Here is a 15,627-nt window from a genome sequence, read left to right on the forward strand (position 1 = left end):
TGATCGCCCTGCTTGTAATCTTTTACTTCACTATCTTCCACTTGGAAACTAAAATCACTCATAAATCCCTGAACTTTTGTTTCCATTATTCCTCCATGCTTTCCATCAGCTAACGTCGCTACACGTCCGGTAAGAACCTCATTTTTCTCCAATTTTTTATTCTCATCTGCAAATTTCATCAAACCGTACTCTAAACCTAAACTTTCAGGATACACAGCTCTATTAGAATAAGTAAATTGTAATATCTGTTCATAATTTACAGCTGGTCCTAAATTTTTCACCGTGATATTTAGAATGAAAAAACCAGGATGATCATAACTAACCTCTGTATACCCATTAATTTCTCCCTCGGCATATTCTACTGAATTTAATGTCAATTCATATTTATAGTCTTGATCTGTAAATATTTCCACAATAGCTGTCTCACCTATTTTTAAATTCTTATAGTCTTTTTTGCCTTGTTCACTTGAATTTTTTTTATTTTCACTCACTTTATTAGAATTGTCAGTGGTGCTTTCTGACTTATCTGTTCCACATGCTAGTAACCCTACACTTAGAATCACTGTGATTATTAATAAACTAAATCTTTTCATTCTTCATTCTCCTTTTAATATGAACTATATTTTGTGTTCGTTAACTCCATTTTTCGCCCTCTTACTTTGCCATTTGAAATAACTTCCATTGCTTTTGGTAAAAACCACAATTCCACTTCAGCTGTATTCGTGACTTTTACTTGAGTGCTTTTCTCGTATAACTTTTCTACATCTGTCTGTTTCTCCATTACCGCGATTACCCTCTTATACTGTGAATCCGTTCGGGGATGCGCTAGTAACATTAAACGCAAATGATCTTTATAAGTCACTGTAATATCTTTTAAACTACGAAATTCATTGATTATTGGAACTGATCTATTGATTCTTGTCTTTGAATCTTTACTCGTTAATTTAACAATATCCTTACTTGTTTGTACAATCGTATAGGCTACCATTGCCCCAAGAAAGAACGGCGTTCCTTTGAATGGAGTAACAAGCGGACTTTTAAATGCTGCAATAATATTCAATATAATTCTGAAACAAATGATTTCCATTAAAGCCATTGTATAATTAGCTCCAACTTCGTGGCTACCATACATAATATATTCTACTTTCTTATTATCAAATAGAAAATCTTTGTACATGTCACCTGAGATTAAGTCCTCTGGCTGATTGGAACCAATTGTATTTAGATAATATTCATTAATCAAAATTTTATTCCGAATCTTTTCCACGCTAGAAAACTCATTAAAATACGTAGGAATCATTTTCATTGCTTGTTTGACTAGTTTAAAAGCAGAGTTATTTGCTTCTGTTTTACCAGAATCACTTGTAGCACCATTCATTTCTGTCATAATAGCCGATAGTTGACTATAGGTTTTGCTATCTGAACCAATTGAAGTTGCGATTGAATTTGCTTTTGACAGTGTAGTCATCAAATCGGTATAGCCTGTATTTTCATCATCTTGTAATTTTTTCTTTTCTTCTTTTTGTTTATCTGTCAATTCATGTGTGACACTTTGGCTTTCACTTTGCTTTTTAGCAGCATCAATTTCTTTTTTCGCTTTAACAATATCGACTTTTTTTGCTAGTTCAACAGCCGCCTCAACTGCTTTTAGTATATGTGTCCCAATGCCAATAACTAAAATTGTTTCTGCAAGAGCTTTCGCTTCAATTGTTTGATAAGAATCGTTGATTTTTTTTTCAATCGTTGCCTCATTGTCTTCTGAATTAATAGCTAGAAGGTAGAACGTTCCAATTCCAATTCTAACCTTAAGCTCTACATAGGGTTTTAAGGTCAGCTCAATTCCCGATACATATCCTTGGTAGGTATTAAATTCTTTTATTGCACTAGCCATCGGTTTTTGCATTTTGTCAAAGACTTCTTGTTTGATAATCATTGCATTCAGAGACTCTTTCAACTGACCATCAGATGTATCAGCTCCTCCCGTTTGATAACTGTTGATTAACTCTTTTAACTCTTCATTGGATTCATTTGCTTTACCAAGTGCCTCATTGGCTAGTTTTAATTTTTCCATTTTCTTTTCAGCATCTTCTTTAACCTTTGTAACGGAGCTAAGAGCAGCTGTCAAACGCTCATCTGCTTTTTTTCCTGTTAAATCAATAAGTTCTATAACATTTTTTTGCTTCTTAATCGCTATTTTATAATTGTTGATCAGCTTTTCATCTTTCTCTTCTTCAGATTTAGCTTCTTCTTCCTTCAATTGTTTGTCTAAATCATCTAATTTTTGTTGTTCTGGACCTTCTTTTCCAACTAAATTATCACGATGACTTGCCAATACTTTATCTTTCCATAATTTTTCTGTACTCAACTTTTCAAATTCTAAAGATTTAAATGTTAGATTTGTTACTTGTTTTTTAAAGTCCTCAATACTATCGTCCCTCTTTTTTATAAGTGCCTCGATTTTATCTTTTTGACTAACAATATCTCCTGTATTTTCAATTGACTCTTTATTGTCTTTAAAAAACCCAATAATTTTAACAAAATCGTCTCCTAATGTCAGTAGGCTTGTATATTTCCCAGCTTCTAGCAGTTGATTTTCTAATGTTTTATCATTAAGCAATGTTTTATCTTTTGAAAATTCAACAGATGTTTTCTTTAAGTTTAATTCAGCAACATTATAAAAATTTTCATCTGACACTATATTATCTTGACTAATCTCAGTAGCAAGACTCTCTGCTTTCGATACATCACCGCCATAAACAAATACATTAAACTTATCTAACACTTTGTCATCATAATCTGACATTATAGAAGCGGCTGCGGCCTTCGTTGCATGTTCTAAATTACGTTCTGCTACCATTACTCGCATGTAATCAATCAAAACCGAACTAAAAATAAAAAAACCCAAATTGACAACAAGAAAATAAATTGAAACTGATCCTTGCTGTTTTTTAAAAAAATTTTTTATTCTCTTCATAATGCCTCCTTTCAAGTTTATAATCCCAATAACTTAATGATATCTTTTAAAAATTTAACTTTTTCCGCTAATTTGCCAGTTATAAAGAGTAAAGATTTAACTGTTCGGATATTTTCTACCGGATCGTATATCTCCGCTGTTGCGGTTGCGGATATTTTTTTATTTAACCACGTAAATTGCTTTAAAACACTAGGAATTTTGAAACCACTAGTTGCCGTTACTTGAATGGATTCTGTTGCCAATACCTCATTGGAGTATTTACTAACAAGTGCGTTTTGATACTCTACTTTTAAGTCAACAACTGATTTTGTTTGAAAGTGTACTTGTGCAGCTGCTTCTTTTTCTGAAACTAGCGTAGAATCACTTTTAAAAAAATCAAGAGAATATTTCTTTAAAGCATTATTTTGAAAGACTTTCCAGTACAGCCCATCCCCATTAGGAGTATCTGTTGAATAGTACTTAAAATCTCCATTAAAGTTAGGAGTAGTATTGTTTAAATTATCGCTATTATTATTCCAAATATATGCAATTTGATCTGCGGCTTTTCTTGCCTGAAAGTTTACTAGCGCCTTTTGATACACCACAATCGTAAAAAACAATAAAAAGATTGTCATCATCAAAAGTGAGGGATAGAGGTAGGCAGCCTCCAGAGTTGCATTCCCTCTTTCAGATTTCAAAAATTTTTTAATTGATTTTTTATACCTCATCTTTATCCCCCACCAAATCATTCATTATCCTACTGGATTATTAGCTTCTAAATTATCAATGTTAGTATCGCCTTTTTGAATCAGCTTCGCTACCCAAGCAACAATTTTATTTTTGAAGGTAACCGCAATAACTACAATAATAGCGATAATTAAAAGCATCTCCAACGTTTCAAGCCCTTCTTCTTCTTTCCAAAACGTTAACATAAATTTTTTCATTTTTATTTCCCCCTTGTTTTTTACTTGTTTTACTATATTTTTTGTTACAATAAAACCAAATTAGTTTGTTGTATTGCTTAATCAATTAAAATAACGCAACCGCTGGATAACCTATAATAATCATTACAATTCCGAAAATCATAATTAAAGGCAATACCATTTTAGAGGAAGCTTCTTCTCCCCGCATTTGCGTTTGCGCTTTTCGTTTCGCCCATAAGGTTGTAGACATTTCTTTCAATGAACGAACCAATTCTTCTCCACCTTTACGATAATTTAATAGTAAAGTAGTTGTAAAAATAGACATTTCCTGTAAAGCACACTTTTTACTTAATTGATTTAATGCTTCTGAAAAAGGCATGTTATTTTCAATTTTTGTTACTGCCTCTAACAATTCATAATAAAGTGGACTTTTATTGATTGTTTCAGCTTTAGCCAATGTACAGCGTACAAAAGCTTTTTGAGCTGTTTCACCTGCATTAATTAATAAAATAAGCTTATTCAAAAATTCAGGTAGTTCATAAACAAGGGCCATCCGTCGCTCTCGTTCTTTTGTATCTAAATTTTTTATAAGTGCAACAGGAATCAATAGCGCCAAAATTCCAATAGCGATAATCGCACTAGAGTCTCCATTCTGGATAATACCTACACCTAATGTCATCATAAAACCTAGCATTGTCATTGAAACAAGCTGAACTAAAAAAGCTTTAGTTTGATTCGTAGCATCTTTAATTCCATATAAGCTAATCATTTTTTGTTGAATTGTCACAATCTGCTTCGAAAATTTTTCTATAATTGAAAAACTATCAATAACTTCTAATGCAAAAGGAGCCATAAAAGGTAATCCTACTGCCTTTTTATAAGTTTCAATAAATGTCTTGTATTTTTTACCAGCTTTTAACGTCATTAGGATAAAAAATACTCCTAAAACGATTAAAATTAACTTAAATACTAGAATCATTGTTTCACCTCACACTTTAATATTCATTATTTTTTGGCCTAATAAATATGATAATATTAATAAAACTAAACAAACTGTCATGACAATCGGACCAACCCCATTCCAATCGTAAAGAGGATTCAGGTAATCTCCACCTGTTAATTTTAGTAATAAAACCATACCTACTGGCATAACATTCAAAATTTGTGCCTCGAATTTTTTTTGTGAAACTAAAACTTTAATGTCTTGTTGAACTTCTAACTTATCACTAATAATTTCAGCAGTTCTTTTCATAACTTCAACTAAACTTCCACCTGTGCGCTTACACGTTACAAAGACATCTGCAAAGTTCATGATATCTTCTACATCTGAACGTTGGGCAAAATCTTCAATAGCTCGTTCTAAGGGCTCTCCATTTTCCACTCGGCGGTTAATAATATCAAATTCTTTTAAAATATAAGTATTTGGATCAGGGTAGAGCAATTTTAAATCCTGAGCAACCTCTTGAAAACTACTTTCTGCTGAGCGACCAGCTGCTAAAGAAGCCGATAAAGATTGGACAGCTTCTTTAAATTGTAAATTTAAAATATGTTTTCTAGTGGCTAGTAATTGTTTTCGCCGCCAAATTGGAAATAATAGTCCAAACCCCGACATAATCATTATAATAATTGGTTTTTCATAAAAAATATAACCCATAATACCAAAAACAATCCCAGCACTAACGACAGCAGTAATCCATTCTTTGAAATTCATATGATAGTCTGCGTAATCAATTAGCTCTCCAAGTCCCTCTTGTTGTCTTTGATGAATAATCCGCATCTGAGTGGCACGAATTTTTTTCTTTTGTTGCTCTTCAGTCTTTTTTTCTAATTTTTTTTTGGCTGTTTTTATGCGTCTTTTTTGTATTTTTATTACTAAAAAAAACAGTAAACCGATTGAAACAACTACTCCAACAATATTCTGAATCGTTTCTGCTGAAAGTATTTCCATACTATCCACTCCCGTTCCTAACTATGCTTTTCTAGTTGAATCCCTGCCATCGCCAACTTAGCATGATTCACTAACTCATTTCCAGTGGCTTTTAGTTCTCCAACAATTTTGCCTTTGTACTCTCCTTCTTCAACGAATTTAAAAAGTGGATTTAATTGAATTTCTCCATTTTCAAATCCTAAAACTTCTGTTACTTCCACAACTTTTCGCGTGTGATCTCGCATTCTAGATAAATGAACCATAATATCTACAGCTGAACTGATTTGTTGTCTGATAACTTCAACAGGTAAATTAGCTCCTGTTAGAACCATCGTTTCCAAGCGACTTAACATATCGTAAGTGGAGTTGCTATGTCCGGTTGAAAGCGAACCATCATGCCCCGTATTCATCGCTTGGAGCATATCTAGTGCCTCTTCTCCACGCACCTCTCCGACAACCACTCGATCTGGACGCATCCGCAGTGAGGACTTGATTAGCTCACGAATGGAAATCTCACCTTTTCCTTCTGTATTAGCATTTCTTGTTTCTAAACTGACTAAGTTGGGCACCGAACTAATTTGCAACTCGGCTGAATCTTCAATTGTAATAATTCGTTCATCACCTGGGATAAAATTACTCATAACGTTCAAAAAGGTTGTTTTCCCAGAACCTGTCCCCCCGCTGATAAAAATATTGTAACGAGCCTTCACTAATTTTTCTAAAATATGAGCCACTTCTGGAGTGATGCTTTTATAGTTAACAAAATCATCGATGGTCAAGGCTCGTTCTGGAAATTTCCGAATCGTCATTACTGGTCCTTTTAATGCAATCGGTGGCAACACAATGTTGACCCGAGAACCATCCTTTAACCGAGCATCCACAATTGGAGATGATTCATTCACAATGCGATTCACTTTGGAAACAATAGACTGAATAATATCTTCCAACTTTTCTTGCGATTCAAATTTTAAGTCGCTTTGAAAGACTTCTCCACGTTTTTCAACAAATATCTCCTCATGGTTATTGATCATAATTTCACTAACTTCACGATCGTCTAACAATGGTTGTAACGCATCCAACCCCCGAAAAGCGTGGTAAATACGCTCGATGATACGATGGACATCCTTTGACTTCACATTGTTTGCTGCAGCATAGTCAAACACAGCGCTCTCAACGTACTCCAACATTTCTTCATCCCCGATAGAGTGCATAAAGTCTAGTGTGGCACGTAATTCCACCATCAGATTTTTTATTACGGATTCATCAACCATCTGTTTCAACCTCCTCACTTAATAAATCAGTTACAATAATGTTCGCTATTTCTTGGCTATATTCCTGATTTTCAAAGATTTCAACTGGATTTTTTAGAGACTGCCAACTAGAAACATAGGGCAATGTATTTCGAATTAATAAATTTGTTTCATAATGATTTTCGTGACGACAGTGACTCATTAAAAATGAAATAGCGGTATTCGTTTCAACTTCTAAATCTAATAGTTCACGACCGTTGGTTGCCATTATTTCCGTTTTGAAAATTTGAGTGGCTTCATTTTTAATTAACCAAAATATTTTTTGACTATTTTTCAGTATCTCTAAGTTACGCTCGTGTAACTGCGAATCTAAATCTACCACGATAAAATCATAGTTTTCACTATTTTTTAGAACAGCGATTAAATAGTGAATATCAGTAGCAGATAACTCTACCATCTCTTCTGGATTATGGATAAAATCAAAATAATCAATACCTAAATAGGAATCCGTTTTGATAAATTCAGCCATTTTTGACAATAGCTTATCTGATTGTTTTTGAGCAAAATAAAAAAGTTCTGAAGATTGACGTGGTTTATTATCATCCTTTAAATACAGCTCCGTAGAATGAATGGTTTCCATATTTAAATACAATACTTTTGATTTCATTTTAATAAGTTCTTTTGCAAGATTAAGGGCAAATGTCGTTTTCCCTGTGCTCCCAACACTTGAAAATACGCTGATTAGCTTTGTGTCACCACTATTCGCTAAGTAATAGCCTGTTTTTTCAATCTTTTCAAAGTAAATAGCCGCAATTTCATTAACCAAATTAGATAACGATTGATATTTACAGACTAAAGGAAATCGCTCTTCATTCTTTTGAGTCTCATCATCCAATCCAATCACGATTGGCTCTTCAACTAATAACGGAACATCAAAAAAGACTGGTGTCGCTAAAACTAAATCAAAATTTTCTGTTTCAGCTAGCTGGGTAAGCGATTCTTTTGTCGTTGCAACAATCAGCTCAAATCGATTTTTTTCTCTTTGTGATTCTATGTAATTTTTAAACCTTAAAATGTATTCCTCTTCTTGATCCGCTAACAATATTTTTATCATCTTCACTAGTTTTATTCTCCCTATGCCAAACTTTTAGTCAAATTAACTCGATTTTAACAAAAAAAGAATGCCCAAACATTCTTTTAAGTCATATAAAATAATTCAAATAAACATTAACATACATTAAGTTATTTTTCAATTTAAGGGCTAAATTTTAGTTTTTCTAAAACTTCTATGATTAAAGTTAAAAATAGAAAAAGCTGCCTATCCCTAAAAAAGGATAAACAGCTTGTTTGCTAATACTTATTGATTTTTCCATAAATCTTCTGTATTTATAATAACATGATCTGAATTTCTAACTGTATCTTTTCTGGTAGGGTTGTTTGGGAAACTTGCATTTCCATCATAGGAAATGATTTCTGTTGTCACATTTCCTTTGATAAATTGAGCATAACTGCCGCCAGCACCACTAATATTCGTAAAGTGAAGGGTCATTTTATTACCTGCTGTCTCAGCATCCACTACGCTCCATAAATCTCTACGATAGTTTTCCCATATTAATTCTTCACTTGATTCATTTGATTGATTTTTAAATGTTGCTTCATAATAATCAATGGCTTCATCCATATTATTCCAAGACGGAACACCAAAGTCATCTGCTTCTAACTTTCCTTTCCTAAATTCAATCACTTGATTCGCTGGCACTGTTTCATTTTTCAAATACTCTTGATAAGCAGCACCTTCAACAGTGATTCCTTCCATTCCGTTTGCTGATGGTTTTACAAGCAATGCATGACTTTCTGCATTTTTATTGGTGATGGTTACAACTGTATATCCATTTTTATCTAGATTTTCTGACACTTTTGTATCATAAACATCACGACTATTAATGGTTAAGGTATTTTCAAAAAATTGCCATCTACTCGTGATATGATCGTCGCTTCCCATAGCTGTCCAAAAACCATCAACCGTCAATGTGTTCTTGACACCTTCTTGAACGTTTGTCTCTGTTGATTTAGGTTCTGTTGGTGTCGCACTACTTGATTCCTTTGAGCTGTCTTCTTTTTTAGCAGACTCTTTTTTACTTGATTCGCTCTTTTTCTTTTTTGACTTTTGAACCTCTGAAGTGTTTTTTGATTTTTGGCTATCACTTGCTTTTTCTCCACCATTACAAGCTGTTAATGTCAACAACGCACCACACAACATTAATACCGACAATACTTTGATTTTCATCATGCTTCCTCCTTTTTTGACTACACTTTATTCTATCATATTACATTTATATGTCAAATATGTTACAAAAATATTTTTCGAGTAATTTTTGTAACAAAAAAAGTTAGAGCGCAACCACTCTAACTTTTGATTTCAACGCTCTCCTCAACCAACTGTTTAGCCAGCCTCATTTTCTTCAACAAATGTTTTTGTCCGCCACCCTCATGGCCATTGTAAGGATAACACGTTATCATTTTTTTTGATTGAATTCGATTATAGGAAGCAAAATAATTTTTCGCAGGACAAACAGGGTCTTTCAATGCTACTGAGGCATAAATGGGGCAGGTAATCCATTCCGCTAAATTCATAGTATCAAAATAAGTTTGGACATCTAGCACAGCCGTTTCATTTTCTGGATTCATACGCAAATAGTCCGCAATGGCTTTGAAACTTCCTGTTTCTTCTTGAATACGCGTGGCTATATCTGAACTGCTAGGAACATCTGGAAAGGCAGCAAAGATTCGTTCTTTGCCTAGTGCAGCTGTGGCCATTACTAAGGCTCCCCCTTGACTTGCTCCCGTAAGGCTGATGAACTTATTGTCAATTTCAGGCAAAGCTTCTGCTGCTTCGACACACCGGAACGCATCTGCGAAGAGTCTTCGTTGGTAATAAACTTCTCGATCGAGTAGTCCATGAGCAATTGGCATTGGTAGTAATGGAATTGGGTATGGATGCGCATCTCCTGTTAACCCACCTTGTCCGCGAACATCCATGACAATCGTTGCAAATCCTAATGACGCCCAATGTAAATGGCCAATCGGCTCTCCAACAACTGATAAATACCCTAAATAGTCAATCATACAAGGAATTTTCTCTTGTCGATTTTTGGGTAAAAGATACCATCCATGTAACACTTCTCCAAATAACCCTGTGAATTGAATGGAAAAAATCTCAATCGAGTCACTCGGGTATTCATAGGGGGTTAATTTTAAAGCCAGCTTTTCTGAAGCTAGTTCTTTTAAGGTTCGTTTCCAAAATTCTTCAAAATCCGGTTTGCGGGTCATTTCGGGTAAATAGTTTTCAAAAACCACTAATCTTGCACTCCTTCCACCGATTCCCCTCGAATCAAGGTTGTGTAAATTCGCTCACTTTTTGCAGGAGTGCCTTCAAGCAATGCTACTATTTTTTCTGCCGCAACCGCGCCCCATTTGTACATCGAATAATCAACAGTAGCCAATCTAGGTTGGATATAACGACTGACCTCCGAATGATCAAAACCAATAATTCGAATATCCTTCCCAATTTCTAGGTCGGTTTTTGCTAAATAATCATACATTCCAATGGCCATTTCGTCATTTAAACAAAAAACAGCGACATTTTTTTCATTTTTTTCCGCAATCTTTTTAGCTGCCCGCATTCCAGATTCTTTTGTAAAGTTTCCTTCCAGCACCTCGTACTCAATATGTTCAAAGCGTTCCAGTTCTTGCTTGGCAATCGCTAACCGAATATTGCTGTCATATGTGTGGTCAGGTCCCGTTACAATATAGGTTTTCGTTGGACTTTGCGCTAACAAATAATCTAAAGCTAACGTCGTTCCTGCTTGATTATCTAACAAGACATGACAGACTTTTTCTGATTCTAGTTCGCGATCCAATACAACGATATTCAGCTCTCGCTCAGCATATTTTTCGATTTCAGCTGTTGGAAAAGTAGCATCTAAAATAATGGCTCCATCAATTAATTTTTCTGGTAAAAATAAATGGGACTTTGTTCCGGAACACACAATCATATCGTAACCGTGTCTCCCAAGAGTTTTAGTTACGCCTTCAAGGAGCGATCCATAAAATGAGCCTCCATAATTCGTTAAATAAACACCAATCAAATTCGTTTGTTGCCTCTTCAATGTCCGCCCTGCCATATTTGGAATATAGTTCATCTCATCGGCAATTTTCATAATACGTGACCTTGTTTCTTCTTTTACTTTTGGGCTATTGTTCAACGCATAGGAAACCGTTGAAATAGAGACTCCCGCTTGACTTGCAATGTCTTTAATTCCAACCAATTGTCATCCCTCCTTTAATTGCTCTAATTGTGTAACGATTTTTTTAAAGAAAATAAGTTGAAGTTGTGCTGTAACAGAAAAACCAAACAAGGTGACAAAGTATAAGGTTTGACGATAAAACACTGGCAAAATCACTAATAAGACAAGGCCGACTAAGAACATCATCATCACGTAAGGTAAAAAGCGAAACACAATCAACAGCGCATTTTTCATTGTTTCTTTCACACTATTTTTAAACTGACTTTGTAAGGCATAGGGTACGATAAAATAGAGAGCTAAAACTGAACCGATAATTGCCATCGGTAACGTAAAGACTGGAAATGAACGAATGACGTAGGCTGTTACACCAACATAAGGTAAAATCATCCCTAAATGAATGCCCCACAACAAACTGCTTTGTTTAAAATTTTCTCGAAAAGCTTTAAAAAACTCTTTGGCAATGGCCAAATGGTCATCCTTATTCGAGCGATAAATCACACTAAATAGCGCTGTTATCGCCGCACCAATAGTAAAAATCGGGAGACATGCAAGGATAAACAAGACATTTAGAATTGCTAAGTTCGCGATTCGATTTAATAAGGTAAACAGCGGGCCATTTAATTTAAAGATATCATTCATGGTCAGTTTCCTTTCCCTAGTTGAAAGAAGCCAAAAAGACGATTCTTTTTGGCTTCTCCCCTACTCTTAGTCTTTCGTTTCAAGTTTTTCTTTGTTTTCTTTCATTTTTTCATTTCTTACTTTTTCAATCTTATCCCAGTTGTTTTCTTTCAGGAATGTTTTGTAGTCTGCTAATTTTTTATCAAATCCTGCATCATCTTTTGAGCGAATCATTCCAACTAACGCTGTGCTCCATTTCGTTTTAATGCCGTCAAAGCTTCTAGCTTCTGGAGTACCCGCATCAGGATTGGTATTTTCGATAATGAAATGAGGTTTTAGTTTTCCCTTGCCCCACTCTTGCATTTGATTCACAGAAGCATCTGTTGAACCAACACCTAACGCATTGTTGCGGTCGTGGTTAAAGTATAAGAATTCGCTAATACGATATTTCTCACTATATTCAACTGGATTGTCTTCTTTTAGTTTTAATACTTCTGGTAAAAATTCAATTTTTCCGTCTTGGTTGTACTGATACGTTTCGCCTTCAACACCGTAACGAGTTAAAATTTGTCCTTTTTTATCTAATAAATAGGTGAATAATTGGATTGCTTTAGCCGGATCTTTAGCGTCTTTTGTAATATAGTTTACTAACCAACCAGAAATACCTGTTTGATTTAATGTAGGCTCATTGCCAAGTGTGCTCTTTGGTCCGTCAATCGCCATATACGCATTGCCCTTGTTGTTATTTGAGAAGGTTTGTAGTTGTGGCACAAGTCCACTGGTTCCATTGATAAATAAAGTTGCATACTTACCAGACTTGATTTTTTCATCAAAAGTTGGGCCATCATCAGCGAAGCTATCATCACTAATATTACCATCACGATAGACTTTATTCAATGTCTTCACCCAGCTTAGATAGTCTTTATCTAGGTTACGATCATAGAATTTTCCGTCTTTTTCTAGCGGTACGCCTAACCAATCTTGTAAGGGTTCGCCTAATGAACCTGTGCTATCTCCTAATGGGCTAAATCCAAATGGTGTTAACTCTGGATATTTTTCTTTGATTTGGTTCATCACATTTTCAAATTCTGCTTGTGTCGCAACACTTGGTTTGCCTAATGCTTCATAGATATCTTGACGAATGATGAAATTGGTATTTACTGGAATCACACCACTATCATAGTCTTCTTGCGTGTTTGAGTAGTTTGGATAGCCGTATGTTTTCCCATCATCTAATTGATACCACTTGAAGGTTTGGTCATAGGTTACTGATTTGAAATAAGGATCGTATTTTTTAGCCAAATCATCTAATGGGTATGCCCATGTGTTGGCTTTTTTAGCTGCCGAAGAGGTTGGATCAAATAACGTTACAATATCGGGCATATCGCCCCCAGAAAACATCGTGTTTAATTTCGTATCATCACCTGTAATGAATTTAACGTCAATATTCAAGTCTTTTTTAATTTGTGCAGTCGTTACGTCATCTCCAAAAGGAATCGTTTTCCAATCAGAGTTTAAATACCAAGTAAGAGTTGTCGGCTCTTCCTTCTTATCTAATTCCCACGCTGGTTTCGTTTTGTCTAGCTTATAACGATCAGCAATCGAGAAATCTTTGCCTCCATCATTTTCTGCATTTTTCCCGCCGCACGCTCCTAATACTACTGCTGTCAACGCTACTAACGATACCCCTACTGCCAAACTTTTCATCTTAACCATTTTTATTGCCTCCTTTTATTCTTTAACTGCTCCAACCATCATTCCAGAAATAAAGTATTTTTGAAGTAATGGGTAAATAATCAAAATCGGAATGGTTGTAATCACAATCGTGGCGAGTTGTACGCCCCTTGTAGTGGTTTCAACAATTGCACTTGCGCCCATATTGTCCATTCCCTGCATTTGAGACTGAACAATAATTTCATAGATTTTCATTTGTAAGGGATACAAGGCTTTATCGGTAATAAACATTTTCGTTGTCATAAAGTCATTCCACTGTGCTACCCCACTAAACAAGGTAATCGTTGCTAAAGCGGGTTTTGATAATGGTAAAAAGATTCTAAAAAAGACGGTCCAATCATTTGCGCCATCTATTCTAGCCGATTCTTCCAGCGATACAGGAACTTCTCTGAAAAAATTCATTAATATAATCACGTCATAATAACTTAACAGACTCGGAATAATATACACCCAAAAGCTATTTAATAATCCTAATGAACGAATCAATAAATAGTAAGGAATCATGCCGCCTCCAAAGTAAAGCGTAATCACGCCAAACGTTGTATAAAAGCCACGTCCTACCAAACGCTTTTTACTTAAGGCATAGGCCATAATTGAACAAAATAAAACATGAGTTAATGCGCCTAAAACGGTTTTAGAAACAGAGATAAAGAACGCATTTAAAATCGAACCATCACTTAAAACACGCTTATAATTATCAAAGGTTAATTCCTTAGGCCATAACATCAAACCACCATCTGCCAATGCCTTTCCTGAACTAACAGAAGAGACAATTACATTCCAAATTGGAATAATAATGATTAGCGTAAAGAGAACAAGTAAAATCGTATTAATCAAATAGAAAGAACGACTTTCCTTCATTTGAGATTTCTTTTTAATGAGTGCCATCATGTAGCTCCTTTCTAGAAGATTACCGATTGGTTATCATTCATTTTTTTCGTTGCTTGATTTGCTACAAATAATAAAATAACCGATACAACTGAAATTCCTAATCCAACTGCGGTAGCATATGAGAAATCTCCTTGCGCTAACCCCATTCGGTAAACATAGGAATTAATTACTTCTGATTTTGCTTGGTTTTGCGAGTTCATTAAAACTAATGTCTGATCTAAATTCGACCCTAGTAGACCGCTTACATTTAAAATTAAATTTAACGAAATAATAGGTTTTAACATTGGAATCGTAATATACCAAATTTGTTTTAATTTATTTGCCCCATCCATTCGAGCCGCTTCATAGAAAGTCGGATCAATTCGAGACATTGTCGCCAAATAAAGAATTGTTCCCCATCCGGCTTCCTTCCAAATATCAGATAAGACCGCAATCCACCAATATTTATCAGCATCTAGCAAATAATTCGGCCCAGCTCCTGGTTCAATCATTCCAACGCCCTCTAAGACTTGATTCAATAGACCACTTGTTGACAGCCAACTAATCAGCATCCCACCAAGAATAATCCAAGATAAGAAATGGGGTAAGTAGGAAACGGTTTGAACAACACGTTTAAAAGGACCACTTTTCACTTCAAAAATCATAATCGCTAAAACAATGGGAATAAAAAAGCCACACAATAATTTCAATAAACTAATGCCTAGCGTATTCACCACTGATTCCCAAAAAAATTGGTCATTCATAATAATGCGGAAATTTTCTAATCCAACCCACGGTGCATCTTTAATTGTATCAACAACTGTATAGCTCTTAAACGCAATGACCAGTCCGTAAATAGGAATATAAGTAAAAATAAACATAAATGCAATGCCCGGAAGAACCATGGATTGCAATTGCCACTGTGCTATAAATGTTTTCAATCGATCTTTAAATTTTTTTCTAGATTTTCGAACGAAAGTTGGACTCCCTCCAGTATTTTGCAATTTTCATACTTCCTTTCTTGAAAAACCTTTTATCGAAACGT

At 34.9% G+C, this 15,627-nt stretch carries 14 protein-coding genes and 1 pseudogene; all 15 read right to left on the reverse strand.

Annotation, left to right across the window (positions count from 1 at the left end):
• Positions 1-593 (reverse strand): annotated as a pseudogene (locus CDIMF43_RS01580) (hypothetical protein); the annotation flags it as partial.
• A 14-nt stretch (positions 594-607) separates the two neighbouring features.
• Complete coding sequence (locus tag CDIMF43_RS01585) at positions 608-2,974, reverse strand: TadE/TadG family type IV pilus assembly protein (protein ID WP_109841015.1); 2,367 nt, start codon at positions 2,972-2,974, stop codon at positions 608-610.
• A gap of 17 nt (positions 2,975-2,991) precedes the next feature.
• Complete coding sequence (locus CDIMF43_RS01590; RefSeq protein WP_109841016.1) at positions 2,992-3,681, reverse strand: TadE/TadG family type IV pilus assembly protein; 690 nt, start codon at positions 3,679-3,681, stop codon at positions 2,992-2,994.
• Between the two features lie 24 nt (positions 3,682-3,705).
• Entirely contained in the window at positions 3,706-3,897 is a 192-nt protein-coding gene (locus CDIMF43_RS01595; protein WP_109841017.1) for a Flp1 family type IVb pilin, read from the reverse strand.
• A gap of 85 nt (positions 3,898-3,982) precedes the next feature.
• The gene (locus tag CDIMF43_RS01600) at positions 3,983-4,855 is read right to left on the reverse strand and encodes a type II secretion system F family protein (protein WP_109841018.1); all 873 of its coding nucleotides are present in this window, start codon (positions 4,853-4,855) and stop codon (positions 3,983-3,985) included.
• Positions 4,856-4,864: 9 nt separating this feature from the next.
• Positions 4,865-5,824 carry a type II secretion system F family protein gene (locus tag CDIMF43_RS01605; protein ID WP_109841019.1) on the reverse strand — a complete coding sequence of 320 codons (960 nt, stop codon included), beginning with the start codon at positions 5,822-5,824 and terminating at the stop codon, positions 4,865-4,867.
• A 17-nt stretch (positions 5,825-5,841) separates the two neighbouring features.
• Positions 5,842-7,074 carry a CpaF family protein gene (locus CDIMF43_RS01610; protein ID WP_109841020.1) on the reverse strand — a complete coding sequence of 411 codons (1,233 nt, stop codon included), beginning with the start codon at positions 7,072-7,074 and terminating at the stop codon, positions 5,842-5,844.
• Positions 7,067-8,167, reverse strand: a complete 1,101-nt coding sequence (locus CDIMF43_RS01615; RefSeq protein WP_227001266.1) for an AAA family ATPase — start codon at positions 8,165-8,167, stop codon at positions 7,067-7,069. The genes CDIMF43_RS01610 and CDIMF43_RS01615 overlap by 8 nt, the downstream gene beginning before the upstream one ends.
• A gap of 243 nt (positions 8,168-8,410) precedes the next feature.
• Positions 8,411-9,340, reverse strand: a complete 930-nt coding sequence (locus tag CDIMF43_RS01620; RefSeq protein WP_233218274.1) for a hypothetical protein — start codon at positions 9,338-9,340, stop codon at positions 8,411-8,413.
• A gap of 119 nt (positions 9,341-9,459) precedes the next feature.
• On the reverse strand, positions 9,460-10,410 hold the full coding sequence (locus CDIMF43_RS01625) for an acetylxylan esterase (protein WP_109841022.1): 951 nt from the start codon (positions 10,408-10,410) through the stop codon (positions 9,460-9,462).
• Positions 10,410-11,381: a LacI family DNA-binding transcriptional regulator gene (locus CDIMF43_RS01630; RefSeq protein WP_074401852.1), complete on the reverse strand. Its 972-nt coding sequence runs from the start codon at positions 11,379-11,381 to the stop codon at positions 10,410-10,412. Before CDIMF43_RS01630 ends, CDIMF43_RS01625 begins: the two co-directional genes overlap by 1 nt.
• Positions 11,382-11,384: 3 nt before the next feature.
• Positions 11,385-11,999 (reverse strand): DUF624 domain-containing protein, encoded by a 615-nt coding sequence (locus tag CDIMF43_RS01635; protein ID WP_109841023.1) that lies wholly within the window; start codon positions 11,997-11,999, stop codon positions 11,385-11,387.
• A gap of 66 nt (positions 12,000-12,065) precedes the next feature.
• Positions 12,066-13,685 carry a type 2 periplasmic-binding domain-containing protein gene (locus tag CDIMF43_RS01640; RefSeq protein WP_074401893.1) on the reverse strand — a complete coding sequence of 540 codons (1,620 nt, stop codon included), beginning with the start codon at positions 13,683-13,685 and terminating at the stop codon, positions 12,066-12,068.
• A 24-nt stretch (positions 13,686-13,709) separates the two neighbouring features.
• Positions 13,710-14,600 carry a carbohydrate ABC transporter permease gene (locus CDIMF43_RS01645; protein ID WP_034572880.1) on the reverse strand — a complete coding sequence of 297 codons (891 nt, stop codon included), beginning with the start codon at positions 14,598-14,600 and terminating at the stop codon, positions 13,710-13,712.
• Positions 14,601-14,614: 14 nt separating this feature from the next.
• Positions 14,615-15,487: an ABC transporter permease gene (locus tag CDIMF43_RS01650; protein ID WP_074401892.1), complete on the reverse strand. Its 873-nt coding sequence runs from the start codon at positions 15,485-15,487 to the stop codon at positions 14,615-14,617.
• Positions 15,488-15,627: the final 140 nt, after the last annotated feature.

It is taken from the genome of Carnobacterium divergens (assembly GCF_900258435.1).
Classification (GTDB): Bacteria; Bacillota; Bacilli; order Lactobacillales; family Carnobacteriaceae; genus Carnobacterium; species Carnobacterium divergens_A.

What these genes read in the sequence shown, in the direction of transcription:
- CDIMF43_RS01645 (WP_034572880.1), bottom strand. Translation starts at nt 14,600, where the DNA reads ATGGCACTCATTAAAAAGAAATCTCAAATGAAGGAAAGTCGTTCTTTC.
- CDIMF43_RS01635 (WP_109841023.1), bottom strand. Translation starts at nt 11,999, where the DNA reads ATGAATGATATCTTTAAATTAAATGGCCCGCTGTTTACCTTATTAAAT.
- CDIMF43_RS01620 (WP_233218274.1), bottom strand. Translation starts at nt 9,340, where the DNA reads ATGAAAATCAAAGTATTGTCGGTATTAATGTTGTGTGGTGCGTTGTTG.
- CDIMF43_RS01650 (WP_074401892.1), bottom strand. Translation starts at nt 15,487, where the DNA reads ATGGTTCTTCCGGGCATTGCATTTATGTTTATTTTTACTTATATTCCT.
- CDIMF43_RS01585 (WP_109841015.1), bottom strand. Translation starts at nt 2,974, where the DNA reads ATGAAGAGAATAAAAAATTTTTTTAAAAAACAGCAAGGATCAGTTTCA.
- CDIMF43_RS01605 (WP_109841019.1), bottom strand. Translation starts at nt 5,824, where the DNA reads ATGGAAATACTTTCAGCAGAAACGATTCAGAATATTGTTGGAGTAGTT.
- CDIMF43_RS01595 (WP_109841017.1), bottom strand. Translation starts at nt 3,897, where the DNA reads ATGAAAAAATTTATGTTAACGTTTTGGAAAGAAGAAGAAGGGCTTGAA.
- CDIMF43_RS01600 (WP_109841018.1), bottom strand. Translation starts at nt 4,855, where the DNA reads ATGATTCTAGTATTTAAGTTAATTTTAATCGTTTTAGGAGTATTTTTT.
- CDIMF43_RS01615 (WP_227001266.1), bottom strand. Translation starts at nt 8,167, where the DNA reads ATGATAAAAATATTGTTAGCGGATCAAGAAGAGGAATACATTTTAAGG.
- CDIMF43_RS01640 (WP_074401893.1), bottom strand. Translation starts at nt 13,685, where the DNA reads ATGAAAAGTTTGGCAGTAGGGGTATCGTTAGTAGCGTTGACAGCAGTA.
- CDIMF43_RS01590 (WP_109841016.1), bottom strand. Translation starts at nt 3,681, where the DNA reads ATGAGGTATAAAAAATCAATTAAAAAATTTTTGAAATCTGAAAGAGGG.
- CDIMF43_RS01610 (WP_109841020.1), bottom strand. Translation starts at nt 7,074, where the DNA reads ATGGTTGATGAATCCGTAATAAAAAATCTGATGGTGGAATTACGTGCC.